This is a genomic window from Geobacillus sp. B4113_201601, assembly GCF_001587475.1.
Lineage (GTDB): Bacteria > Bacillota > Bacilli > Bacillales > Anoxybacillaceae > Geobacillus > Geobacillus icigianus.
The window spans coordinates 1-26,181 of record NZ_LQYX01000035.1 but is presented as its reverse complement, the minus strand read 5'-3'; the positions used below and the strand labels follow the sequence as shown (position 1 = coordinate 26,181).

Annotated in this window: 19 protein-coding genes and 5 pseudogenes; 17 read left to right on the top strand and 7 right to left on the bottom strand. The window is 47.8% G+C overall.

Features of this window, described 5'->3' with window-relative positions; all coding sequences use genetic code 11:
• Positions 1–238: pseudogene (locus tag B4113_RS20335) on the bottom strand (ISL3 family transposase); the annotation flags it as partial.
• A 249-nt stretch (positions 239–487) separates the two neighbouring features.
• Here B4113_RS20335 and B4113_RS04665 point away from each other — a divergent pair.
• Both B4113_RS04665 and B4113_RS04660 read left to right on the top strand, forming a co-directional pair.
• A complete protein-coding gene (locus B4113_RS04665; protein ID WP_033022767.1) occupies positions 488–1,657 on the top strand; it encodes an RNase A-like domain-containing protein in 1,170 nt (389 codons plus the stop codon).
• A gap of 20 nt (positions 1,658–1,677) precedes the next feature.
• Positions 1,678–1,980, top strand: coding sequence for a contact-dependent growth inhibition system immunity protein (locus B4113_RS04660; RefSeq protein WP_008879021.1), 303 nt, complete (start codon positions 1,678–1,680; stop codon positions 1,978–1,980).
• A 217-nt stretch (positions 1,981–2,197) separates the two neighbouring features.
• Here B4113_RS04660 and B4113_RS18520 read toward each other — a convergent pair.
• Positions 2,198–2,332 (bottom strand): annotated as a pseudogene (locus B4113_RS18520) (response regulator transcription factor); the annotation flags it as partial.
• A 232-nt stretch (positions 2,333–2,564) separates the two neighbouring features.
• Between B4113_RS18520 and B4113_RS04655 the strand changes: the two are divergent.
• The 3 genes from B4113_RS04655 to B4113_RS04645 are packed head-to-tail and all read left to right on the top strand — an operon-like array spanning position 2,565 to position 5,487.
• The gene (locus tag B4113_RS04655; protein ID WP_033022765.1) at positions 2,565–3,344 is read left to right on the top strand and encodes an ABC transporter permease; all 780 of its coding nucleotides are present in this window, start codon (positions 2,565–2,567) and stop codon (positions 3,342–3,344) included.
• A complete protein-coding gene (locus B4113_RS04650; RefSeq protein WP_081897178.1) occupies positions 3,337–4,833 on the top strand; it encodes a permease in 1,497 nt (498 codons plus the stop codon). The genes B4113_RS04655 and B4113_RS04650 overlap by 8 nt, the downstream gene beginning before the upstream one ends.
• Before the next feature lie 15 nt (positions 4,834–4,848).
• A complete protein-coding gene (locus tag B4113_RS04645) occupies positions 4,849–5,487 on the top strand; it encodes an ABC transporter ATP-binding protein (RefSeq protein WP_033022774.1) in 639 nt (212 codons plus the stop codon).
• Between the two features lie 129 nt (positions 5,488–5,616).
• Here the strand turns inward: B4113_RS04645 and B4113_RS04640 are convergent.
• Positions 5,617–6,327 (bottom strand): annotated as a pseudogene (locus B4113_RS04640) (IS701 family transposase); the annotation flags it as partial.
• A 346-nt stretch (positions 6,328–6,673) separates the two neighbouring features.
• The gene (locus B4113_RS04635; RefSeq protein ID WP_033022763.1) at positions 6,674–6,910 is read right to left on the bottom strand and encodes an anti-sigma factor; all 237 of its coding nucleotides are present in this window, start codon (positions 6,908–6,910) and stop codon (positions 6,674–6,676) included.
• 34 nt (positions 6,911–6,944) lie between these two features.
• Here B4113_RS04635 and B4113_RS04630 point away from each other — a divergent pair, with 34 nt between their 5' ends.
• From B4113_RS04630 to B4113_RS04620, 3 genes and pseudogenes are all read left to right on the top strand, one after another.
• Positions 6,945–8,024 (top strand): ABC transporter permease, encoded by a 1,080-nt coding sequence (locus B4113_RS04630; protein ID WP_033022761.1) that lies wholly within the window; start codon positions 6,945–6,947, stop codon positions 8,022–8,024.
• Positions 8,025–8,383: 359 nt separating this feature from the next.
• Positions 8,384–9,559, top strand: coding sequence for a nitrate/nitrite transporter (locus B4113_RS04625; protein ID WP_033022759.1), 1,176 nt, complete (start codon positions 8,384–8,386; stop codon positions 9,557–9,559).
• A 286-nt stretch (positions 9,560–9,845) separates the two neighbouring features.
• Positions 9,846–10,625 (top strand): annotated as a pseudogene (locus tag B4113_RS04620) (multicopper oxidase domain-containing protein); the annotation flags it as partial.
• Between the two features lie 85 nt (positions 10,626–10,710).
• Here B4113_RS04620 and B4113_RS04615 read toward each other — a convergent pair.
• Positions 10,711–11,421: a Crp/Fnr family transcriptional regulator gene (locus B4113_RS04615; protein ID WP_033843271.1), complete on the bottom strand. Its 711-nt coding sequence runs from the start codon at positions 11,419–11,421 to the stop codon at positions 10,711–10,713.
• A gap of 225 nt (positions 11,422–11,646) precedes the next feature.
• On the opposite strand from B4113_RS04615, the gene modB reads away from it, so the two are divergent.
• Both modB and moaA read left to right on the top strand, forming a co-directional pair.
• Complete coding sequence (gene modB, locus B4113_RS04610) at positions 11,647–12,309, top strand: molybdate ABC transporter permease subunit (RefSeq protein WP_033843272.1); 663 nt, start codon at positions 11,647–11,649, stop codon at positions 12,307–12,309.
• Positions 12,310–12,565: 256 nt separating this feature from the next.
• Positions 12,566–13,591, top strand: a complete 1,026-nt coding sequence (gene moaA / locus B4113_RS04605; protein ID WP_033843273.1) for a GTP 3',8-cyclase MoaA — start codon at positions 12,566–12,568, stop codon at positions 13,589–13,591.
• Positions 13,592–13,686: 95 nt separating this feature from the next.
• On the opposite strand, the gene ric is transcribed toward moaA, so the two are convergent.
• Complete coding sequence (gene ric, locus B4113_RS04600) at positions 13,687–14,394, bottom strand: iron-sulfur cluster repair di-iron protein (RefSeq protein WP_033843274.1); 708 nt, start codon at positions 14,392–14,394, stop codon at positions 13,687–13,689.
• Between the two features lie 754 nt (positions 14,395–15,148).
• Here ric and glp point away from each other — a divergent pair.
• The 7 genes from glp (at position 15,149) to B4113_RS04565 (ending at position 25,823) form a co-directional block, all read left to right on the top strand.
• The gene (glp, locus tag B4113_RS04595) at positions 15,149–16,408 is read left to right on the top strand and encodes a gephyrin-like molybdotransferase Glp (protein ID WP_033843275.1); all 1,260 of its coding nucleotides are present in this window, start codon (positions 15,149–15,151) and stop codon (positions 16,406–16,408) included.
• Complete coding sequence (gene mobB, locus B4113_RS04590) at positions 16,405–16,905, top strand: molybdopterin-guanine dinucleotide biosynthesis protein B (protein WP_033843276.1); 501 nt, start codon at positions 16,405–16,407, stop codon at positions 16,903–16,905. Before glp ends, mobB begins: the two co-directional genes overlap by 4 nt.
• Complete coding sequence (locus B4113_RS04585) at positions 16,902–17,366, top strand: molybdenum cofactor biosynthesis protein MoaE (protein WP_033843277.1); 465 nt, start codon at positions 16,902–16,904, stop codon at positions 17,364–17,366. The genes mobB and B4113_RS04585 overlap by 4 nt, the downstream gene beginning before the upstream one ends.
• Positions 17,366–17,596 carry a molybdopterin converting factor subunit 1 gene (gene moaD, locus B4113_RS04580; protein WP_031405156.1) on the top strand — a complete coding sequence of 77 codons (231 nt, stop codon included), beginning with the start codon at positions 17,366–17,368 and terminating at the stop codon, positions 17,594–17,596. Before B4113_RS04585 ends, moaD begins: the two co-directional genes overlap by 1 nt.
• 5 nt (positions 17,597–17,601) lie before the next feature.
• Positions 17,602–18,330 (top strand): YwiC-like family protein, encoded by a 729-nt coding sequence (locus tag B4113_RS04575; protein WP_033843278.1) that lies wholly within the window; start codon positions 17,602–17,604, stop codon positions 18,328–18,330.
• Between the two features lie 1,068 nt (positions 18,331–19,398).
• Positions 19,399–25,578 (top strand): DNRLRE domain-containing protein, encoded by a 6,180-nt coding sequence (locus B4113_RS04570; RefSeq protein ID WP_369802223.1) that lies wholly within the window; start codon positions 19,399–19,401, stop codon positions 25,576–25,578.
• A gap of 11 nt (positions 25,579–25,589) precedes the next feature.
• Positions 25,590–25,823 (top strand): hypothetical protein, encoded by a 234-nt coding sequence (locus B4113_RS04565; protein WP_033843279.1) that lies wholly within the window; start codon positions 25,590–25,592, stop codon positions 25,821–25,823.
• Between the two features lie 190 nt (positions 25,824–26,013).
• Here B4113_RS04565 and B4113_RS20330 read toward each other — a convergent pair.
• Positions 26,014–26,181: pseudogene (locus tag B4113_RS20330) on the bottom strand (excalibur calcium-binding domain-containing protein); the annotation flags it as partial.

Sequence of the window (26,181 nt, the reverse complement as noted above, 5' to 3'; positions counted from 1 at the left end):
GGCAACGCCGTCTTTCGATGGGAAGTTCAATCCAAAATAAACCGACCGTATTGGTATAGCCATGAATCCATTGTTTCCGTTTCGATGACATGTTGATGGTTCGTCCGAAGCAAGTCGGGCAGATCGGACAATGAGGAGGGAGGGAACGTTCAAAAATCCATCGTTCTTCCTCTTTTCGTTCTCCTTGAATAAGAAAGCTTGGTAAAGTGATCAAATCTTTGATAAACGGAGATGGCATGCGAAATTTCCTCCATGGTTGATGGTTTGGTTACCTTTACCATACAGGAAATTTCGCATTTTTTGTACCCTTGATCAGAAAACAACTTGATTGTCAAGTACATTTTGTGGTGAAGAGCCAATAAAATCATAATTTACACTATATTAGCTTATGTTACCATTTATACAAAGCATAAGCGGAGAGTGAAGAAAGAATGTCTTACATGTCAAGCGTGTTGGATCATGATTATGAAAGGGTGCAGTGCGGGCAATGATTCATGTAAAGCCAGATGAGCTAGAAACAGTCGCTGGACATATTCCCGATGCGGAAGATGCGTGTCAGCGGGCGCGGATGACGTTATCGTGGGAGCTCTCTTCCCTTGCGATGAATCTCCCCGGCGTCAGCACGTCCGCAATCGAAGAGCTGAGGGATGAACTCGTTCATTGGCTGAGGCGTTATGAAGAAAAGCTTAATGAAGCCGAAGAGCTGTTGTATCGCACCGCCGCAGCGATGCGTCAAGCCGACCAAACGCTGGCCGACAACATGAAGGAATTCGGATTAGAACTGATTGGTTGGTACGACTTGCAACGCGTGTTCGGGGAGTACGACCCAGTCACTGGAGAGCGCCTATCGTTTGGTGATCGGCTGTTGGCAGGAGGAATGTTGATTGCGTCGATTGCTCCTCCCGCAAAAGGAGTCGGCATGGCAGGAAAAGCGGCGACCAAGGGAGCGAAAGCGATCGACACCGCCTCTACCCTGTCGAAAGTGAAGCATGTCGTGCGTTATGATAAAGTGAAAGTGTTCTTCCAAAGGATCTACCATCAAGTCATCAAAGCGCCATTGGTGGAAACCGCTCGCCTGTTCAAGACGCAATGGGACCAATTAGTGCAGAGCATCGCTTCCATTTCAATGCAGCCGGTATATGCCGGAGTGGGTTCAGCGCCTCGGATGTTGATGAATGAGGCGAAAGATGTATCTCGCCATATGATTCAGAAAGTCGATAATGTGATTGAGAAGGGGACGACTAATGTTAAACCTAAAGATTTTAGTCCTCTAGCTCCTGGAGGAGGATTAGCTGCACATGAGGCTCGGGGCGGGCATCTAATTGCCAGACATGTTGGGAAGACAGATGAAGAGTTATTACAACGCTTAAAAGATAATCCTAAAATAAAAGGGGCATCGACTTTCAAAGATCGAGCTACGGCTGAAAGAGTAGCCAGCGAAGTTTTAAACGATCCAAATAACCAGAAAATGATCCAAGAATGGTTAAGCAATCCAAAAGCGAAATCGACTTTGGTTCTGCCTTATCAAGGTACAGAAATTATTGGCCGCGGGGTACAAAGAGGTTCGACGACAGTTGAAAATATGACAAATGCTAAGATAGTATTAAAGAAAGATGGGGCAGGGAATTTTATTTTAACTGGTTATCCAACTCAATAACGGAATGGAGGGTAAGATGCTTGCTGATCAAAAATAATCCGGGAGATCCAGTTTTTCAGTTTCTAGCTGGAACGTTTCATCAAGACATTGATTCGCCTGAGGAAGCATTACAAGAATTGTTAACAGAAGAAAGTAAGGAATATCTTGAGTCTGCGATTGCATTTTTAACGGAATTCATTAATAGCGAGTATTCAGATGATGAAAAGAATGAATACATACAACACTGTGCAGACGGGGTATATTTTCCTGCCCTTGGAGTGACTCCAATCCAATGGCTAAAAAGTGTAGTAGAACAATTAAGGGAAGCTGTAAAAACAAAATAGAATAGTAGATGGTCAATGACCTTGAATGAGTCAAAACTCTTTCAAGGTTTCTTTATTATAGTCAGAATGTTCGATTTTTACCGATCACATTTTCTTAACGTTATCTGCCTAGCGTTGTCGAATCTCTTTAAGATGTTTAGAGATAGCCATTTGGCTGATTGGAGGAGTGGTGCTTGATCAAACGTATTCTTTTTTCGACTCTCCCCTAAAACCGCGGTTACTGAAGCAATCCAAGCATAAACGCTTTTCCTACCGCTCCGGACCGTGATTTGACGTTCAGCTTTCGCAAAATGGATGATACGTGGTGTTCGACAGTTCGTTTACTAATGTTCAATTGTTCACCGATTTCACTGATATGCAGAATAACCGAGAGGTTGGCTCTTCATGTCGCATGTATATTATAGAGGGGATCCGATCATAAGCTCGATCGGTTTCGAGTGTGTAACGGGTTCGTACTGTCTGAAATTAGCAAATCCCAAAATCCCCCTTGTTCTCATATGTACTAAGTGATATAATACAGTTGCAGAACACGTGCATGATCATGTTTCTCCTCGTATAGAAGTATATGGGAAGGGGTGTAGAACATGTTAGGCCATCAAGTGAAAGTTGAATTTTTGAAAGTCTTTACTTGGCGACAATGGGTAGTTTGGGCTGCATTGGTGTTAGTTCTGCCTTCCATTCAATTTGCGTTGATAAAGGATGGTTATGTTTATTATAGACAGTTGGATCTTTTCCTGCGTGTAAATTCCAATTTTGTGCCGTTACTTTTTCCCATTATCATGATTCTTGTGTACGCGATTTCTTTTCCAAGTGAACAAAAAAATTATTTTCTTCCCTATGTGCGGATCCGTATCTCTTTGACAACTTACTTTTTTGGCAAACTAATCGCCAATGCGATTTTGTCCTTTTTGATCGCGTTTTTCATTGTATTTCTTCCATTTGTTTTTTGTGTGTATGTTGAACCTCATTTAGGGATCGTTCGTTTGTATCCAACCGATGGCAATCCAATTCCTCATACCACATTCGAGCAATTACTGGTCTTAGGGACGTTGCCATATGGGATCCTTTATTCATTATGGGTTGGTCTAAATGGGATGATGTATGCGACAATGGGGTTGTTGCTCGTCATGATTTTAGAAAAGGCGTTTGTAGCGCTTTCCATTCCATTCATCTATTATTTGCTGGGAAACTTTATTGCTCAAGTTCTTGGATATGACCAATTTTCTCCGACTTATGCTATTTTTCCTTTTAGCATATCACAGCAACCTTTATGGACGGCATTCGTGCCTTTCGGGGTTTTATGCCTTATTGTTGTTATATTGATCGTTTATCTAAAAGAAAGGTTGCATCAGTATCATGATTAGAATGATAAACAATAAATGGAGCAATTTTTTTAATGAATTACTAAAAGTCAAGTGGATTCTCTTTGGAGTGATGATTTACATATATGGTGTAAGAGCCAAAGAGCAGATGTATATTCATTCCCTTCAAAGCAAACTGCAGTTGAATAAATGGGATCTGGTGCATAGTTCTTTTGGCAATATTTATCTAATCATTTACTTTGTTTTGCCTTTTTTTCTCTATCATTCTTTAGTAATTATTACATCTAACTTTGATTATACGATCTTCATACGATTTGGTTCTTACCGAAGTTGGGTATATGCGACATTAGCTCAATTTATACAAATTGTCGGCGTATCCATCATCGTCTGGGGAGCAGTGAGCGGAGTTTTGTCAATTGGTGCTCCTCATTTTGCTGGCTGGAGCCCGTTTAGTAAGATGGACGCGTTTTTGAGCGAAACGCAAATATTACAAAAATTGATAACTAGTCCTTTTTTGGCATTGTTGCTGCATTTAGCGTTGCTTGTTTTGAGTGTGAGTTGTTTTCACCTTCTGTTGGCTATTCTTTATGTGAAATGGCAGTACAAAAGGATAGTCGTATTCGCTGCTGTTCTTATATGGGTCTATGCTGGGGTGTCATTTAAACTTCTTCCTCCCCATTCCTTACTCAATTTATGCAATTACTTGATTTTGCATTCGGGAGTTATGCAATTCGGAACTATATGGATATCGATTGTAGTGGTTACAGTGGGGATGATCCTACTTATCTTGGTTATTAACCTATTAGATTTGAATTTAAAATTATACAATTGGAATGACTATGCGGCTATCCTTTTGATTGTCATGTCATTATGGGCGGGTATGAGAGGAAAAGAAGGAACAACGATTTGGGATCAGTTTCTTTTCATGTTTATAGGCGGTTCAAATCAGGCGTTTTATTTTAAGCCATTTTTATGCTATTTGATTCTCTATTTTGGACTGGTTTATTGGGTTCAACTGTATTTGCAGAAGGAATTGTCAGAAATGGGATATTACAAGCTTTTGCGTTATCAGTCTACCAGTCGATGGTTTTGGGGTTGGTATTGCAAGATAATGTTATATATTGGGGTATATTTGTTCGCCTTAGCTTTACTAGCCTTATTCATTTCTTTTTTGAATGGGTTCTCTTTTGATTTCTATGTCTCTATTGAGCGTTCGGTCACCGTGCTTAAAATCGTTTATCATTTTTTTGTCAATGGTTATCTTCAACTATCATTTTATGTGCTATTTGTGTTTATTATTGCTTGGTTAAGCAAAGAAACGTTTTATAGTTTCGTTGGGATCGCTTTACTTTCATTTTTTATGTTACCGCACCTTAACAATTGGGGGATCGTTCCATCTGGATTAAATAGCATGTCGTATTTACTTACCGATAGCTCGGTGTATCGCATAAGCGCGATTTTAGCGTTATGGAATGTTTTAATGATTGTTTTCTTGCTGTATGTTTTTCGCAAGCAAGATCTTCATTTCTAAAAAGGAGTGAGAATGTTGGCGCATATTCAACTGAATCAAGTGAGCAAATCATTTAAAGGGGAAACGATTTTAGAAAATGTGAATTTTTCGGCGGAAAGAGGGAAAATTTATGGAATTATTGGCCCCAATGGCTCGGGAAAGTCCGTATTCTTTAAACTTATATGTGGGTTTCTACTCCCTGATCAAGGTAGCGTGATTGTGGACGGGGAAGTGTTGGGCACGAATAAGCGCTTTCCCAGTAATTTTGGAATTATCATTGATCGGCCAGGATATATAGCGGGGAAGACAGGATTTGAAAATTTAAAAGCATTAGCCCTCATTCGAAACCAAATCGATGATGACAAAATCAAGCAAACGATGAGAATGGTTGGATTAAATCCAGAATCACCGCAAAAGGTAAAACATTATTCACTTGGAATGAAACAAAAGTTGGCCATTGCTCAAGCCATTATGGAAGATCAACAAACATTAATTTTAGATGAACCATTCAATGCTTTAGATGCTGATAGCGTCGAAACGATCCGCAATTTGCTTCGAAAGTTTAGGGAAGAGGGAAGGACGATTTTGCTCACTAGTCACAATCAAGAAGATATTGATGTTCTTTGTGACGAAGTATATAGAATCAACCGTTTTACACTTGAAAAAGTGAAATAATCTTGTTTGATGATAGTGATTTTATCACAAATGTGTGGGATTTCACTAACGCGTCCAGCCATGACAGTAAAATGGAGGCCGACGAGTGAATGGAATGTGCCATTTCCACCAAAATCTATTTCTTGTGAGATACACGCGGTAACGCTCGTTCCCCCACCGTGACGAGGCGGGTGTCGTTGGGTTCGATATAGCGGGCAAACTCCTTCGCTTGAATGTCGATGCCTTTCGGATAGAGGATCCGGTTCGTCTTGAGCATGGCGATGACATGGAATCCTTGTTTCAAGCAGGCTTCGATGAGCGCTTGGGACGGATACCATGCACATCGGCCGAGTCCACTTTTCTTTGAGCGAAGAAAGCATCTCGATCGCTAGGACGATTTTGCTTCTTCCCGCCGTCTTGTCATACAGACGAAAGGCGAACGGAAACGCTTGCGAGAAGGTGTGCACCATCAGCCAAACAAGCGAATGCCCCCAGACCCATTGATGATCGCTGTGAGAGAAAGGCCAGTCACACCCTTGAATGGCGTGCGTTGCCCGTGACGAAGGCTTCGTTTTTTGACAAATGGGATCATCCATCGAAAGGAACAGGGGTTGATTCTCCCGTTTGGCTAGGCGTTCGATCTGGCGAAGGATCCATTCTTGCAGCTTCTCAAGCCGGTTTTCCTCGTTCCAAGGGCTTTTCGTGAAAAAGTGGCTGAGCGTGGTTCGATGATGCGGGTGAAAACTCCAGTACCGGACATCCGTCAATGTCCCCGAACATCCCTTGGTACAAGGCGTCGACAAGGTAAACGAGATGCTTGATGACCGGCTTCGAGAAATCAAGCGCCAATCCCAACGTCATGAAAAATTGGTGGATTCCTTGATGATGTGCTTATCGATTCCTAAGACATGAACCTCCTTGTGTGAACGGGTTTGAGCACATCTATTTTACTCAAGGAATCGGGTTCATGTCTCCTTTTTTGTTTGGTTGTCAATTTGTGTTAGCAAATTTGCTCATCGACAGTCGATTTATATATATTCCGAAGGCGCTACGAAACAAAGAAGCAAACCGCCGCTAGGCCAACGGGGGCGGCTGTCCCCGGCTTGGCTTGCCGCCCCCGGACGCAGCGGGGGCCTTTTTGCGGCGGATGGATGAACGAGCGAGCGACACGGGCCGCTGGCCTGTGGCAAAAGGGGGGCTTTGGCGTCTATTCGTGTTTGAGATCGACAATAAACGTTTCCGGTCCGGTCGGCGTCACGCTTCCTCCTTTTGGTTCGAGGCTTGCTTTAATTTGTTTGAACCGTTTGACGTCCTCGCCGGTGATCAAAATGCGCGATGCCCCATGGCGGATCGTCAATAGCTCTCCTTTCATCTCGTTGTCCGTGTACACAATCCACAATTGGTAGTCGCGAGCAGCGAACGGCTTGAGACCTTCAATCTCCATCACCATTTCGCTATTTTGAAGGGAGGGATGGACGTTGAAGGTCCGTAAGAAGGGGCGATGGGAAAACGGTGGTTTTTCATATGCAAAAAGATGGGGAAAACGGCTGAAGGCGGGGGTGCTTGATGAGAAGAAGCGGATAAGAGGGGCAAGCAGCGCCTTTTCGGCCATTGTCAAAAAAGAACTGGCCGATTATTTGACGAGTTGGCGCATGATCATTTTGATCGCTCTCATCTTGCTCACTTGCTTCGGGTCGCTGTATACGGCGATGACGACGATTCGGGACGCGCTCGATTCGTCGGAAGAGGCCAAGGAAATCGCGAAAGGCGCCTACTTGTTTTTAAAATTATTCACTGTCTCGGACGGAACGCTGCCATCGTTTGTGACGTTTGTCGGTTTTCTCGGACCGCTGCTCGGCATCGCGCTTGGATTTGATGCCATCAATTCGGAGCGGAATCGCGGGACGCTGAGCCGGCTCATGGCACAGCCGATCCCGCGCGATTACGTCATCAACGGCAAGTTTGTCGTCGCGTTGTTGTTGAATGCGGTGTTGTTTCTTTCCCTCGGCTTGCTTGTGACGGCATTAGGCATTTTGGTCTTGGGGATTCCGCCTACTTTCGAAGAGTTTGCCCGCATGGTCTGCTTTTTGTTGTTATGCCTTGTGTATATCGCCTTTTGGCTGAATCTCGGCATTTTGTTTTCCGTCGTCTTCCGCCAAGCGGCGACATCTGCGTTGTCAGCGCTGGCCGTTTGGCTGTTTTTCAACCTTTTTTACGCGATGATCGTGGAAGTAGTTGCGAAGTCGTTTTTGCAGTCTGATGCGATTACGTCCGTTGAGCAGGCGGTCGGCCGTCAAGAGTTGGTGCTTGGTCTCATGAGATTGTCTCCGAGCTACTTGTTCAACGAATCCACGACCGCTTTGCTTTCGCCGGACGTTCGGACGCTAGGGATCGTCACCGTGGAACAAACGGCCGGCGCTGTTGCCGCCCCGCTGCCGTTCTCGCAAAGTGTCTTGCTCATTTGGCCGCAAGCGACCGCCTTGATTGCCGCCACCCTCGTCTGCTTTGCGATCGCTTATTGGTTGTTTATGAGGCAAGAGATACGGGCGAGCGGGTGAGGGAACAGGCTGTTTGCAACAAGCAGTTTGAGAGGGGGGTCAGCCGAACGGTGTTCCTTATAGCTTCATGCGCGGCCAAATCATGGGGCTGATTCAAAAGAGCCGTTGTATTCGAGTGAAACACGGTATATAGGATGTCCGGACGAGGCAGATGCGTGTATGCGGTAATGAAGAGGGCGTCTCATCGCTTTTTGAGACACCCTCTTTTTCTATATGTGGCAAAACAGTGACAGCGACTTTGACAAAATGGTGACAACGAGCAAGAACGTGATAAACCTCACAAATCAATTTCCTTCGCCCGCGTATGATGGAATTACAAACAAAGCCACATATTTTTGAAGATTAGGGAGGGGCTTTTCATGAATAAACAAAAAGCGCTGCTGCCCATTACGACATTCGCCATGATGTTTTCGTTCGCAGTTTGGGCCGTCTTTTCGCCGCTGGCGAGCACGTTTCAAGAAATGTACGACCTGACATCGACGCAAAAAAGCATTTTAGTCGCCATTCCGGTGCTGCTCGGTTCAGTCATGCGCCTGCCGCTTGGCATTTGGACGGACCGGATCGGCGGGCGGAGGCTGTTTTCGCTGCTGCTCCTGTTTTTAATCATTCCGCTCATCGGCGCAGGGTTTGCGGATTCGTATGCGATGTTAATGTTTTGGGCGTTTTTCATCGGTATGGCCGGGACGTCGTTCGCGATCTCGGTAACGTTCGTATCGCGCTTGACTCCGCCGGAAAAACAAGGAACAGCGCTCGGGATTAACGCGATGGGCAATTTCGGCACAGCGGTCGCCAGCTTTTCGGTTCCATCGATCGCTGCCGCTTTCGGCGTTTCGTGGGCGTTTTGGGGAATGATCATTCCGATCGTCATCATGCTTATTCTCGTTTGGTTTTTCACCCCCGATATGCCGAAGCCAAAGCAACAAAAAACGATGCGTGAATCGCTGTCAGTGTTGAAATACAAACATACGTGGACATTGTCGCTGTTTTACTTCGTCACATTCGGAGCATTTGTCGCCTTTGGCATTTACTTGCCGTCGCTCCTCGTTGACTTGTATGGGTTGACACCGGTCGATGCCGGGATGCGCGCGGCTGGGTTTACCGTACTCGCCACACTCGCACGGCCGATCGGGGGTAACCTTGGCGATAAAATCGGCGCCGAGCGGGTATTGACGTTCGTCTACGCTGGAATGACAATCGGCGCCTTGGTGATCGCATTTGGAATGGAAAACATTTGGGTGATGACGGCCGCCTGCCTGTTATTGGCGATGATGTCCGGATTAGGAAACGGTGCGGTCTTCAAGCTCGTGCCGCAGCTGTTCCCAGCGGAAACGGGCACCGTCACTGGCCTTGTCGGCGCATGGGGCGGACTGGGCGGCTTTTTCCCGCCAATTTTTATGGGCATCATCAAAGATGCGACTGGTTCTTACGTGCTCGGGTTTATGCTTCTCAGCCTGTTTACCTTGATCTGCTTCTTATTGAATCGAATCGTCTTCGGCAAAAAAGCCGGCGAACCAGCGAAACGGTACGCATCGTAACCATCGAAAGAGGCCAAAAGTATCCACTTTTGGCCTCTTTTTATTGTTCACCAGGCAGATGGACTGAAGGGGGGACTGGTGACGATTCGGAAAACGAAATGCCCGTTTTCCGTTAGCCAACGTGGGCACGTCTTTTATCGTTTTTACAGTAGCGATAAACATATTGTTCATCGTTTCACAAACCCTTCAAATATGCGTGTTTCTTGGTGATACAAATCACTAGAGAGGAAGCCGAAATGGCGTACGCTGAAGGTGTAAACCGATTCCGTTAGAGGAGGAAAGAACGATGAACCGAAATGGATCCGCGTTGTTATCGATCGTGTTGGCGGCCTCGCTTTTAGCGGCGTGCAATAACGGGGGAGAGCAAGTGAAGGTGGAAAGCAAAAGTGAAACGGCGGCCACACAACAGCAGGCGACGAACGTTTTAGCGGCGCACAAAGGAGTAAATCAAGCGCCGGTGCCGTTGAAAATGGAGCGGATTGGACCGCATGACGTCCACATCGAAATGACGGCGCAAATTACCGATATTGAAATTGACAAAGGAAAAATCTATAAAGCGTGGACGTTTAACGGCCAGGCGCCGGGACCGCTCGTCGTTGTCAATGAAGGGGATACGATCCATTTTACGCTGAAAAATATGGACCCAGCCATCCCGCACAGCATGGACTTTCATGCTGTCCACGCTGCACCGTCAAAAGACTTTATTGACGTGATGCCGAACAAATCGGGAACGTTCACTTACCCCGCAAACAACCCGGGCGTGTTTATGTATCATTGCGGCACAAAGCCGGTCTTGCAACATATCGCCAACGGCATGCACGGCGTGATCATCGTCAAGCCGAAAAACGGTTATCCGACCGACAAGGAAGTGGACCGCGAATATGTGCTTATCGAAAATGAATGGTATCGTTACAACGATATGAATGATTTCCAAAACGGTGTGCCAAGCTATGTCGTTTTCTCAGCGAAGGCGCTTAAACCTGGCGATCCGAATACGAACGGGGACACATTTACCCTTAAAGAAAAGCCGTTATTGGCGAAAGTCGGCGAGAAGATCCGCTTGTTTGAGGGGTAGTTACATATTGGTAAGGAGCCCCCACTTCAAGCGTTAGCGAAGCGGGGGAGTTGGCTCTAAAATGAAAGCGCCGTGCTCATTCAATGCAACAAATATCCGGTGGGCAGTCTTCGCATTGGATTTCCGTTTTTAAATAGTTTAAGTCGTGGACGGTAATTTTCCCTCGCCTCATAGAAATGATCCCTTCTTGCTTTAATGCATTGAGCATCCGATTGACGCTTTCGCGTGTCGTGCCGCAAAAGTTGGCTAAGTCTTGGTTTCTTAATGTTAAATCAATGAAAATGCTTCCATCTCCAAGCGAGACCCCATAGCTGTTGCATAGGCGAATGAGCGTCGAATAGAGCGCCCCTTTTTTGCCGTTCATCATCAAGTCGCGAAACTTCGTCTGCGTCCGCCGGGCATGCTTGCTCATCCAGCGCATATATTCAAGGGTAAGGGTCGGATTGATCAGCAGCTGGTCTTCAAGTTCGTTTTTCTTCATCACCGCTGCTTCCCCCGGTTCAATCACTTTGGCGGTCAATAAATAGCGGGCATCATTTGTAAACAGCGTCAGCTCGCCGACGATTTCTCCGCTTCCGCAAATGCGGAAACACATTTCTTTTCCATCGGGGCAAATTTTGCTTACTTGCACCTTGCCGGAAAGAATCAAATACAGCTCATTGGCGGGCATTCCTTCTTGAAACAAAAACGAATGTTTGCGGAGCGGAATCACTTTTTTCGACGATTGCAGCCATGAGCGCAAGAGGGAAAAATCGCGTTTCTCCACTGGTTGGCTTAGCCGTTGCATGATTGACACCTCCATTTGTTCGGCTATTTCTATTGTAAAAAACCTCACAGTGGGGACAGCGTGAAAAAAATCACCGTTTGTCACTTTTTTTGTGCAGGTTGTCACAAATTTTTCTAAGCCGGATTTCCCCGCCCGTATGATACAATCAATGTGAGCAGCATCACAGCGTTTATCTATTTGTTTTCGTATCGTTAGGATGGAGATGGAACAAAGAGAGGCTGACCCATGACAACGTTTTGGTCACCGGTTTGGTTATCGATTAAAGTATCACTTTTCGCCGGCTTGATTGTCGCGGTCTTAGGGACAGCGGCGGCGAGGCGGATGGCGCGCCGCCGGTTTCGCGGCAAGACGGTGGTGGAGACGGTGTTTATGTTGCCGCTCGTGTTGCCGCCGTCGGTCGTCGGTTTTTTGCTCGTCGTCTTGTTTGGCCGCCATAGCCCCATCGGCCGGTGGATCGAAGCGTCGTTTCATACGACCGTACTGTTTACGCCCGGTGCCGCGGTGATGGCTGCCGTGGTCGTGTCATTCCCGCTCATGTATCAGGCGGCCAAAGCCGGGCTTGAAGCGGTCGATCCAACCATTGAAGGGGCGGCGCGCATCGATGGGGCGAATGAGCGCCAAGTCTTTTGGCATATTTCGCTGCCGCTTGCCAGACACGCGTTATTATCCGGAGCGGTGCTGTCGTTTGCCCGCAGCCTCGGGGAGTTTGGCGCAACGCTCATGTTCGCCGGCAATATTCCGGGAAAAACGCAAACGATCCCGACCGCCGTCTACATGGCCATGGAATCGGGGCGGATGGAGTTCGCGTGGGCATGGGTGGCGGTCACGATCGGATTGTCATTCAGTTTATTGGCTTTTGCGACGAAACTCGGTCGTTTACGGGAGTGAACGACCCCCACTTAATTTTCTAGCGAAAATTTGAAGTGGAGGCTTCCAAAGAAGTTTGACTGCTTCAAGCAATCCTTATTCTTTGAGGCGTGTCCACTTTAGAGCATAAGACACTCAGGTCTACAGCTTTACTTTTCTTTAAGATGTTTAATGCGCCGCTTCGCTTCATTGAAGTGGGAGTCTTCTCGCCTAATTAAGATAAACAAAGCCGCCTGTCAATATCGTGCGGCGAACGAAACAGAAAGGAGGGAGTGCGATGGGCGAGCGCAACCGAACGAACGTCATGGACCGCCTGTCCCGCCCGCTTCGCGATTTGCGGTTATCAGTGATCGACCAATGCAATTTTCGCTGCGTCTATTGCATGCCGGCCGACGTGTTCGGGCCGAATTTTCGCTTTTTGGCGGAAGGTGAGCTGTTGACGGTCGAGGAAATGGCGCTTCTTTCGGAATGTTTTGTCGAGCTGGGCGTCGAAAAAATCCGCTTGACGGGCGGCGAGCCGCTCTTAAGGCGCGATTTGGATGCGCTTGTGGCGCGGCTGTCTGCGATTCCCGGCCTGCGCGATATTGGCTTGACGACCAACGGCGTTCATTTAGTGAAATGGGCGCAGCGGCTGAAAGAAGCCGGACTAAAGCGCGTCAACGTCAGCTTGGATGCGTTGGATGATGACATTTTCCGCAAAATGAACGGCATCGGCATCGGCGTCGCCCCGGTGTTAAAAGGCATTGAAGCCGCCCGGGCGGCAGGGCTCGGCGTCAAGGTGAACATGGTCGTCAAAAACGGATGGAACGACTCGCAAATCGTGCCGATGGCCGCCTATTTCAAAGAACAAGGCATTCCGCTCCGCCTCATCGAATTTATGGACGTCGGCACAACGAACGGCTGGGATTACTCCCATGTTGTGACGAAAAAAGAGATGTATGAACAAATCAACGCCATGCATCCGCTCGAACCGGTCGAAAAAGCGTATTTCGGCGAGGTGGCGAGCCGCTACCGCTACGTCGGCACGGAGGTGGAAGTCGGCTTTATCGCCTCAGTGACGGAAACGTTTTGCCGCAGCTGCACGCGGGCGCGCATTTCCGCGGACGGGAAGCTGTATACGTGTTTGTTTGCATCGAAGGGCGTGTCGTTGAAAGACAACCTGCGCGCCGGGGCGACGAAAGAGGAACTGAAGTCGTTGATCACCGCGGTTTGGAACCAGCGGACAGATCGCTATTCAGAAGAACGGACGGAAGAAACGGCGAAGCAACGGAAGAAAATTGAAATGTCGTATATTGGCGGATGACAAAGAAGAAGGGCCGCTCTTTCCGGCGAAGAGCGGCCTGTTCATCGCTCGCTGCGCCTGCCTTTGCCTTAGAAATGGGGGAAGGGTTTGCTTGCTTATGCTCTTACCGCCGCCAGCACGCGCGGGAAGAGGACGTTGTTTTCTAAATGGATGTGGGTAAACAAATCTTCTTCGAGCGCGGCGAGTCGGCTGTAAACGAGCCGATACGTGCCGCACGCGTCTTCCGGCGGGGTGAAGTCGTTGGTGATGTCGCGAATGTCTTTGATCAAATCGCCAGCGATCTCATGCTCATTGACCAGTTCGCGAACAGCCTGTTCGACCGCCTCCCGGTTTTCCGGCGAGGGGTTGTCAGTAAATTGGAAAATGAGCGGGAATGCTTCTGTTTCTTCTGTAATCAAGTGTTGCTCGAGTTCCGCTTTTAACTCGTGAAACAGTTTATGCACGCGGGAAAGGTGCGGGTGGTGCATGCCGTGTACGCGCAATACTTTTGTGACATATGGGCTGAGCTGCGGCAGTTCCTCGTTCAAATAGCGGTGGTGCGTGTTGATAATATGATCGACCAAGTCGGTCAGCGTCGCTTCGCTCCAGTTTCGGGTCGGCTTGTTTTGCGCCTCCGCATAAAGGGTGTTCAGCTCGCGAAGGAGCGCTTCGCCATCCAGTCCGCGCTCTTCGATGGCTTCTTTTAACGGACGCTGTCCGCCGCAGCAAAAATCGATGCGCCGCGCTTTCAACAAATCAGCTGCTTTCGGAAATTGAGTGACAATATCGCCAATCAATGATTGTTCAGTAAACCGCTGTTCCATTCATCATCCCTCCATTGATCCAATCGTTACAGCTTCAGCATACCGTGTTTTCCGCGGCCACGTTGTGATTCATCTCACAGCAGCGAAAAAATGAAGACGGAGAACGAATGTGATCAACATCACAACGGCACTTTTCGTTTTTATGTACAATCAAGACAAAAGAGCCGGTCGACCGAGTCGAACATCGGGCTCAAGACGTGCTAAACTATAGTCAGGAACAATACCGCTAGGCGGATAAAGTGAGGCAAGAGCTCGCACCGTCGGCCGCTTTGTTCGGCGAGACGCGGGAAAGGATGTTGGCGCACTTCGCGTCCCGCCTTCGGTCGCCTTGTCAACATCCTCTAGAAGGTTGGTGAAAAACCGCTGTTTGCCTTGATCGATGATGGAACGCGTGAACATAGAAGCTGATACAACCAGTTTTTCTACTTGAGAAACGATTCCGAGAAGCGGTTGCGTGAGTAAATCACCGGCCCCCTAGATGACTGGTGAAAAACGGTTGTTTCTCTATGAACGATGGGGGGAGCGTGTGAAAGGCGATACCGATGCGACAAGGCTTTTCTATTTGAGAAACGAGGCCGGTAAACGGCCTGCTTCCTTAAATCACCGGCCCCCTAGACGAGGAAAAGGATGTTGGCGCATATCGCCGCTGTGAGTGTCGGTGATGAAATGCTGGCGGGAGGCATCAAACCGCTGCAACCACGTGAAAAGGACGAGACCATAGCCGCCAGCCATATAGTCGAAAGGAGAGAGAGACATGGTCGAAAGACGAACCCCGATTCCTGTAGCGGAAGCGATCGCTCGGGTGATGCGTTACGCCGGAGTGGGAGAAGAGGAAACGGTGCCGCTTCGCCAGTCGTATGGCCGCTATTTGGCCGAAGATTTGCGCGCTGACCATGATGTGCCGCCGTTTGACCGCTCCCCGTATGACGGATTTGCCATTCGCGCCGCCGATTCGGAAGGAGCGGGGTTGGATCGTCCGGTCGAGTTTGAAGTGATCGAAACGATTGGCGCCGGACAAGTGGCGAAACAGCCCGTCGGCCCGTTTCAAGCGGTGCGCCTGATGACCGGAGCGCAAATTCCACAAGGGTGCGATGCGGTCGTCATGTTGGAGCTGGCCAAACAGTATGAACGGGATGGAAAAACGTATATGTCGATTAAGCGCCCGTTCCGCCCCGGCGACAACATCTCGTTTCAAGGAGAAGATGCCAAAAAGGGACAACCGCTCGTCGAAAAAGGAACGCGCATCAATCCGGGAGTGGCGGCGCTGTTGGCGACGTTTGGCTACGCCGAAGTGAAGGTGGCGAAAAAGCCGCGGATCGGCTTGTTTGCGACCGGCAGCGAGCTGCTTGACGTTTCTGAACCGCTCGTTCCGGGAAAAATCCGCAACAGCAACGCCTACATGATTGAAGCACAGGCGCTCAAAAGCGGCGCTGAGCTGATCTATTTTGGCCAGCTGGCCGACGACTTTGACGCGTGCTTTCACGCCGTGCGCGAGGCGCTCGATCAAGTGGACATGCTTATGACGACCGGCGGCGTCTCGGTCGGCGATTACGACTATTTGCCCGCCATTTACGAGCGGCTGGGGGCGAACGTTTTGTTTAACAAAATCGCCATGCGCCCGGGGAGCGTGACGACCGTCGCGGAGTGGAATGGCAAGCTGCTGTTTGGCCTCTCCGGCAATCCGTCGGCGTGCTACGTCGGCTATGAACTGTTTGTCCGCCCGGTCGTGCGGACGCGCTTGTTTTCCCCCAAGCCGTATTTGAAAAAAGTGAAGGCCACGCTCGGCGCCGATTTTCCCAAACCGAATCCGTTCACCCGCTTCGTGCGCAGCCGAATCGAAGCGATTGACGGCCGGCTGATCGTCAAACCGGTCGGCATGGATAAGTCGAACATCGTCACCTCGCTCGCGGCGGCCAACGCCTTGATGGTGCTGCCGGGCGGGACGAGAGGATTCGCTAAGGGTGACGAGGTGGACGTATGGCTGCTCGATGATGATGAGGGATCGAGCGAATGAACGTCTGGCAAGTTGTCGGCTATAAACATACGGGCAAGACGACGCTCGTCGAAAAATGGGTGGCGGCCGCCGTCCGGGAAGGATGGCGCGTCGGGACGGTGAAGCATCACGGCCATGGCGGCGAGCCGGCACGGCCGGAAGGCGTCGATTCCGTCCGTCATGAGCGGGCCGGGGCGGTGGCGACAGCGGTGGAAGGGGACGGGCTGTTGCAGCTGCATCTCCGCCGCCCGTTGTGGCGGTTGGATGATGTGTTGGCGCTTTATGCGCCGCTTCGACTGGATCTCGTGCTGGTCGAAGGCTATAAGAAGGCGCTCCATCCGAAAGTCGTGCTTGTGCGCTCCGAGGAAGATTGGGCGTCGCTTCAGCACCTCGCCAACATCCGCGCCGTCATCGCCTGGGAACCGCTTTCCCGGCCGTTGCCGCACCCTTTGTTTTCGCTGGCTGATGAGGCCGCATATATCCCATGGTTGATGAATGAGGTGAGAAGAGGGACATGACGGAATCGTTGTTTGTCATCACGTCCGAGCCGATTTCGGTCGAGGATGTGATGAAAAAAGTGATGCGCCCGGAAGCCGGCGCGGTTGCCGTGTTTGCCGGCACGGTGCGCGAATGGACGAACGGCAAGCGGACGCTCTTTTTGCAATATGAAGCGTACGTGTCGATGGCGGAGAAAATGCTGGCGCAAATCGGAACGGAAATCGCCGAACAATGGCCGGGAGCGAAAACGGCGATCACCCATCGGATCGGGCGCCTTGAGATCGGCGACATCGCCGTCGTCATCGCGGTTTCCTCGCCACACCGCGCGGAAGCGTATGAAGCGAACCGCTACGCCATCGAACGGATCAAACAAATCGTACCGATTTGGAAAAAAGAACAATGGGAAGATGGCAGTGCATGGATTGGCGATCAACTGGAAACAAAAGCTTATCCGTCCGGAAAGCCGGAGGTGAATGAATGATGATCCGTCTCTTGTTTTTTGCCCATTTGGGCGAACAAGTCGGCGAGCGGCAAGTGACATGGCCGCACGTCCCCGACACCGTAGGAAAGCTGAAAGAAGAAGTGGAAGCGCGTTACGGCTTGCCGCTTGACCGCGTCATGACCGCGGTCAATGAGGAGTACGCCCGCGACGACGCGCCGCTTCAACCGGGCGATACAGTCGCTTTTATTCCGCCAGTGAGCGGGGGGTGAGAGCGATGGCAAACAAAAGCAAATGGGTGATGCCTAAACAACATGGCGCTTGGGCGATGCTCATCATCCCGTTTTGGCTCGGGGCATACGCCGGCGGACTCACGTGGGTTCACGCGCCGCTCTTTCTCGCTTGGCTTGCCCTCTACTTGGCGACGTATCCGCTCTTGATGGCGGTCAAAACGAAGCGGAACGAGCCGTACGTGCCCGCTGCCATTCGCTATGGCGTCATCGCCGCGCCGTCCCTAGCCGTTTCCCTTTTGCAGCGGCCGGCCCTTGTTCTCTTTGGCTTGGCGATGATTCCGTTTTTCCTAGTAAACATCTACTACAGCAAGAAAAAGAACGAGCGCGCTTTCTGGAATGATGTTGCGGCCATCGCATCGTTTTGCGTCGGCGGCTTGGGCGCCTTTTATGTCGGGCGCGGGGAATTGACGGTGGAAGCGTTCGAATTGGCCGCGTTTTCCTTCCTCTTTTTCATTGGCAGCACGTTTTACGTCAAAACGATGATTCGCGAAAAGAAAAACGTGCGATACAAATGGCTGTCATGGGGATACCATGCCTTGTTGATTGCCGGTCTCATCGCCATCGGCGAGCCGTTCGCCGTTTTGGCCTACGCGCCGAGCGCCATTCGCGCCGTCTACTTATACGGAAAATCGCTGCCGATCATGAAACTAGGCATCTTGGAAATCGCCAACGCGGCGTACTTTTTCATTGCCATGATCGTGCTCTACTCTTGAACGAACCCCAAACGGGAGACATCAATGACCGTTTGGGGTTTTTGTTTGGTTAGGCGATATGGCTTTTTCATTGCACAAGCATGATGCAAAATGGGCATGAATTCCTTGTCACGGTGTTGCAATGGATCGTTTCAAAAGCCTACCTCCTCTTCTTCCATGCTCGTTCCCAAATCAATTAAAGAAGGGAAGCATTTCAACATTCATTTATCGGATTGTGGACGTTCCAACCCTAAGTCATGTCGAATTTTGTCTGTCGAAAACGGTGGATGGCAGGGAGGAGGAAAGATACAATTTTATTGTAAAAATAATGGAAATAAGGAAGGGGAGCATATGAGAAACATTTGTTTGCGACGATGGTTAGTTTGGATGGTTGTATGGGCTTTAATGGTGTCAAGCATCCCGATAAAGGGATTCGCCGAAACGATCCAATCAGGAGTTGGCCGTATAGTGCCAAAAGAAGAGCCACCCAAGGTGCCGGAAGCCCCGAAACGTCAACACAAGCCAGGGGAAATCGTGGAGATGAGAACCGCTAACACCAAAGTGTACGACAACGGTGATGGGACGTTTACCAAGAAGATCTACTTTGAACCGATTCATCGTAAGAAAAAGGGAGAGCCGCTATTTGAGGAAACATCTTCGAATTTAACGGACTCCGCGAGTGATGAGAACGGTGTGGAGACGGAGAACACCGTTTTGGAAACTACCTTTTACAAAAAAATGTTCAATGGAGAATACGCTACGTTTCGTTACAATGGACATTTTATCTCTTATTCGATTTTAGAGACATCTGGGAATGAAGTGAAGCCGATCAAGGCGAAGGATGCAAAGGCTATCTATCAGAAAAAAGACAACAAAATTCTACACAAAAACATTTTTCCAAGTATAGACCTACAAAATATTACATTTAACGAGTCAACGAAAGAAGATTTAGTTCTTCATTCTTTTACTGGCTATCATATTTTCAAATTTCGTCTGAAAACAGATTTACAAGCAGACATCCAAGATGATGGATCCATTTTATTGACAAATAAAGAACATGAAAAGGTTTTTGAGTTGCCGAAACCTTTTATGGTGGATTCCCATGTTGATGAGCATTCTGGAGAAGCTCAACGGTCGGAGAATGTAAGTTATGAACTGCAAAAAGATGATGAAGGGTACATTTTAACGGTTAAAGCCGATCCCGAATGGCTGAAAGACCCTAAACGTGTATACCCTGTTTATATTGACCCGAGTACTTCCGTTCAGGTGTCTGCTGATGCATTTGTAATGAGCGCCTATCCGACAACCAACTATAGTTCCTCATCAAGTAAGTGGGATTCGGCGCAGGGACAATACGTTTTAAAGGTGGGGTATTATGATGGAACAACAGGCACTTGCTATGGATTTTTGCACCCGGATTTATCAAGCATCAAATATATGAATGTGACAAATGCCACGTTCCATGTCTATGTCACCCATTCGTATTATACGACAACGCCAACAGGGCTATGGCTCGATGCGGTAGACAGCTCATGGTCCGCGAGCACGTTAACGTGGAATAATAAGCCTTCCTCCACCAACATTGGCAAGGTGGATGTTGCAAGAGACCAATGGGCGCAGTTTGATGTCACGAATACAGTAAAAGAATGGGCATCAGAGACAAAGCCAAATTACGGATTTAAACTTCATACGAATGGCAATGGACAAACGTATTGGAAAAAAGTTGTTTCCACTACGAACAGCAGTTATAAACCATATTTGTCCGTTACGTATACGATCCCCGTTCCCAATACGCCGACAGGAACGGCCTACAGTAATGGGGATGGCACAGGATATATCAATTTATCATGGGATCCGGTTCCTGGCGCTACGGGTTATAAGGTTTGGATTTATAACGGTAAATCATATGAGGCGTTTAATGTAGGAAATGTCACTTCTTGGAGTACAAAAGGGAAAAAAATCTGGCCGACCGCTTCTGAAATTAGTGCCGGAAGATATGACCTGCACCAAGATCAGTTAGGGACGGAGCTTGCTGTCGATCCTTCCCCGGTCTATCGAAATTCAGGCGGAAGCTATCCGAATAGCAAGAACTACTGGTTCCGAGTCAGTGCGATTTTTCCTCAAGGCGAAAGCGCCATGTCTGGTGCGTATATGCCGACCATTCCGGATTTGGCGAAACCATCTGCTCCGACGGGGGTAAGTTATACAAACGGAAACGGAACAGGATATATTGACTTCAAATGGAATCCTGTGAGTGGAGCGACGGGATATAAAATCTGGATTTTTAATGGCTCCTACTATGAATCGCTAGATGTCGGGAACGTCACTTCTTGGACAACGAAAAACAAAAAGTATTGGCCAACATCTACGGAAATTCAAGCAGGTAGATATAAGTTGCATTTAAACGATGGTCTCGGCACGGAATTAGCTGTTAACCCGTCCCCGGTCTATGCCAATGCAGGAACAAAATACGCAACGGCTACCAACTACTGGATTCGAGTAAGCGCCTATAACTCTCAAGGGGAAACCGTCTTTTCGGATGCGTATATGCCTAGTATTCCGAACTTGCGAGTGCCGCCAGCGCCTTCGGGGTTTGCTTACAGCAACCAATTAGGAAGCAACTCGGGTTATGTCATGTTAGACTGGGAGAAAATCTCTGGTGCAACAGGATACAAAGTATGGATTTTTAATGGACTTTACTATGAAGCATTTGATGTAGGAGACGTGGACCATTGGACGACGCAAAATAAAGGAATTTGGCCAACTCCGGAGGAAATTCAACAGGGGGATTCCAGCACCTTAACATTGCATCATGATGGACAAGGATTGGAACTTCCGAAAGATCCTTCTCCAATGTATGCGAAAATGGGGACAAAATACGCCACAAGCACCAATTACTACTTCCGACTCAGTGCATACAATGCGGATGGGGAAACAGTATTTTCTAGCAATGCATTGACGGTGAAAATTCCGGAGGCGAATGAGTATTTAGGAAAGGAAGATTACTGGTCCATCATTGATGTTCCGTATGGCAGCGTGAATGCTGCTACCGGTAATCTGATTATAGACGAAGACGATGTTTCTATTTCCGGAAGAGGACCGGGGCTTGGAATCACAAGAACTTACAATAGTTTATCCACATCGGTTGGATTGTTCGGAAAAGGATGGCATAGCGATGCGGAAATGAATATCGTTGCCCAAGGAAATGAAGCAAGATTTACGGATGAAGATGGCACACTCCATATATTCACGAAATTATCCGACGGCACGTATAAAGCCCCGACAGGTGTTTACTTGGAGTTAAGCGAAACAACCAATGAATATATACTGACGACAAAAGATCAAACGAAAATCCATTTTCGAAAAAGTGATGGCAAGTTAACGAAAATCGTGGATGGACATGGGAATGCCACTATCTACAGTTATTACAACGAAAAGCTAGTGTCGATTACCGATGCATCGGGCAGAAAACTAAGTATAGAGTATAACGCAAGCGGAAGAATCCAGAAAATTACCGCCCCAATGAATCGGACAATCACGTATGAGTATAACAACGACTTGTTAACAAAAGTAACCCAGACGGGCGGGGAAGTCACAAGATATGAATATGATGACCGTGGCCGTCTTGTGAACGTATTCGAGCCGACGCATACGGTGGAAAAACCGGTTGTCTATCAGTTCGTGTACGATGGCGACCGACTCAGCCAAGCGATCGATCCTGAACACCACGCGTATGCATTGAACTATGACCCAACAAAGCGGCAGTTGGTCGTGACGAAGCCAAATGGTCGAAAAACGCAATACACTTTTAACGAGGCAGCCAATCCGATTCAAATCGTCGATGATGCAGGCGGCTTGAATATTACCACCAACTATGTGTATGAAGGGAACAACCTAAAGGAATCGTACGATCCGAATGATGCGGGAACGACAACGCCGACGGAGTCGTATACGTACGATGCGAACGGGAATGTGCTGACCGCGACGGATCGTTATGGGACGGAAACCTATCAGTATAATCAACATAACAATGTCGTCTCCATCATCGATACGGAAAATGACAAGACCACCATTGCTTATGATGGCTTAAACCCGGTATCGGAAATCGATCAAGCGGCCAAAACGGCTTCCTTTGCCAAGTATGATGCATATGGAAATCTGATGGAAGAAAGTGATGCGCTCGGCAGTGCGGCGAATCTCATCGTTAATCCCAGCTTTGAACAGGGGATGACTGCTTGGAGTCTGACCAGCACCTATGATGCTGGGCAATGGTGGGAGGATGCGAATGTTGATCATGGATTGGCCGGGCGAAAGACATTAAAAATGACCGTGAACTCCACTTCCCCTGGCAACGAACTTGGCTACGTGGCGGCAACACAAGTCATTTCGGTGAAACCGAATACGACGTACACGCTGAGCGGGAAGATCAAAACGAATTTGACCAAGGCGAACGCGTTTTTCAACATCGAACAACTGGACAGCCAAAACCGCCGGCTGGCGTGGGTGGATAATCGCTACAGTTCATTATCCGGCATAAGGCCTTGGACAGAGCGGCAAGTGACGTTTACCACGCATTCCGATGCGGCCAAGGTGCGCGTCTATTTAGAAGTGGATCATCGATCGCCAACCGCATCCGGGGAAGCGTGGTTTGATCAGATTCAGTTGGAAGAAGCCCAAGTGTCTTCGAGCTATAACCCGGTCGCCAACAGCAGCTTTGAAGGAAGCTTGACCAACTGGAGCGGCATGGGCGGAAGTATAGATGGTACAGAATCGTTCGATGGGGCTTGCTCTCTTAAACTAACAAGAACCAGCACCACGCAGTCGGCTAGTGAATATAAGCAGACGGTGATCGTCGGTCAAACGTCAATCGATGCGCCGCTTCGTTTGACACTCACAGGTCTTTCCAAAGCGCAGGATGTCAAAGCCAATGGCACAGTGAGCGCAAGCGATTATTCCATTACGGCTAAAGTATACTTTGTGGATGGAACGACCCAAACGTATACCGCCGATTTCCCTACTAGCAATCAAGATTGGAACCGTGCCGCCGTTTCGATTCAACCTTCCAAGCCAATTGATAAAATCGACATATCCGCTGTCTTCCGTGGCAATTACACGGGAACGGTATGGTTTGACGCGATCCGTTTAATGGAAGGAAACGTGGTGACGAAAAACAAGTATGATGCAAGCGGAAATTATGTCACGGAAGAAGTGGATGAAGAAGGCTATGTGGCGAAAAAGAATTATGATGCCGTAGGAAACCTGTTAAGCGAGTACGATAAGAAAGGAAACAAGAAAGAGTACACGTATGATTTATCGGATCGCTTAAAACAGCTGTTGTTAGCAAACGGTACTTCCGTCAACTACGATTATGACTTAAATGGCAATATGACTTCAAAAGTCATTCGAACCAGCGGCGGCCAGTCTCAAACATTTGCCTATTCTTATGATGCGACCGGTAAACTCATTAAAACCGTCGGTCCGTTGAATGATGTGACAACGAATGAATATGATGCCAACGGAAATAAAATCAAAACGGTTTTGCCGAAAGGAAACACGATTCAATGGACGTATGACGGAACGGAAAGGGTCAAAACGATTTCTTACAACAACGTTCCGTATTACGAATTTAGTTACGACAAAAACGGAAACGAACTTTCTGTTCAATATCTAAAAGATGGCACCACCAAAACAAGAACATTTGATCAAGCGAATCGGCTCGTGGAACTGTCAGACCGCGGTGGGCTGCAAAAATGGCTGTACCCAACCACATCGGATAAATTGCAGCAGTTCATGTTCTCTCATGGGTCCTTTAGCCAAACGATCAATTACCAATATAATAAATTGGATCAAAATACGGTCGTCCAAGATGGAACGTATACGTACCGCTTTGACTATGACGAGAGAGGAAACGTTCGCACCTTCACGACAGGAAACCGAGCCGGCTCGACCTTTACGTATGATGACCGCGGCTTAGTGGAAAGCGTTTCGGTCGGTACGGCGGACGGAACAGAAATTTTATCGGAAACGTACCGTTACGATGAAAACGGGAACCGGACGAAAGTGGAATCCCCAACGGGGGAAACGACCGTCTACCGTTACGATGCCCTAGACCAATTAGTGGAAGAGCAGCTTCCAGATGGCACGAAAATCGAGTATGCCTATGACGGATTCGGAAACCGGAAGCAAATCGTGAAAACCAAGGATGGGCAGTCCACGACCACCAACGCCGATTATAATGCTGCCAATCAGCTCATTCGTTTTGGGACCGAGACGATCACGTATGATGCCAACGGCAACCGCTTAGAAGACGGAAAATATCAATACGAATGGAACGAAGCGGACCAATTAGTTTCCATTACAAGAAAAGGAGAAAGCACTCCTTTTGTGACGTACAAATATGATGAAGACGGCCGGCGCATCCAAAAGAACGTCAATGGCGTCGTGACGAACTACCATTACCAAGGCGATAGCTTAAATGTTCTATACGAAACCGATGCGAGTGGAAATGTGGTAAGATCGTATATATACGGAGAAAACGGTCAGCTTCTTGCCATGAAAAAGGGCACGGCGACATACTTTTACCACTATAACGTACATGGGGATGTCATCGCCCTGACGGATGAACAAGGAAATATCGTCGCTCGCTATCAATACGATGCGTGGGGGAATATTCTATCCCAATCCGGAGCCTTGGCCGACGAAAACCCATACCGATATGCGGGGTACCAATATGACCAAGAAACGGGTTTTTATTACCTGATTGCCCGGTACTACCACCCAGAGCATGGCGTGTTCCTTTCGATGGATCCAGATCCAGGGGATACAGATGATATTCTCACGCAGAATGGGTATGCGTATGCGAATAACAATCCGGTGATGTTGGTGGATCCGGATGGGAAGTTTGCGTATGCTGTAGGGCTTTATTTTGTTCCTGGTGTTGGACAAGTAATGTTAATTGGTACTGCTGCTGTTGTCGGGGCCTATGGAGCGTGGTATTTAGGAAAGAAAGTAAAAAGTTTGACTAGTAAAGGTTCTTTACCTCTAACAGGCCCTAGAAAAGGAAGCTTAACTTTAAGGGATGAGAAAGGAAAAGTTATACAACGAAGATATTATGATAGTGCGGGAAGAGCGAAAAAAGACATGGACTATAGCGATCACGGAAATCCGAAACATCATCCTTGGGGACCACATCGACATAAATGGAAATGGGATGGAAAAAAACCTAAAAGAGGGAAAGCAGAACCAATGAATAAAGGTAGAAGAAAGTAGGAAGATAAAATATGAGTTTAGAAAAATTAATAGAGCTTATAGAGATTGGACATGATATAGAATTTATCTATAAGGGTGAACGTTATTCAATAACTAATACTCAAGTAGGCATTTGCCTTACAAAGTACTATAATTTAAATCATCAAGAATATACAAATGTAAGTGATTTTATAAATAATGCGTTGATTGGTGAAGAAAAATTAAAAGACATTGTATCTCAAATTCAAATTACCGGTATTTTTTAAATATCGAACATTCATATCTCATATGATGATAAAAATGCCTGTATACAGTGTTTCTGAAGATGCTCTGCATACTTTGGAAGTACAAATGTTTAATAGAGGTATACGCAAAAAGCCCTTCTCATTCGAGAAGGGCTTTTTATATGTAAGGTCTTTGCAATAAGTATTTGATGATGCACTAGAAAACGAATGCTTATCGTTCACAAGCGATGAAGTCTTTATCTCGATCCAACTTTTTATTAGCATCATAGAGTGCCTTTGAAACATAAGGCTTGTATTTGGTTTTACCTCCCTCTAGAAATGTTGATTTATCAAGGCTTTTCGGCCCCTCAGGGGTGTCCAAAAAATATTTTTCGACAAA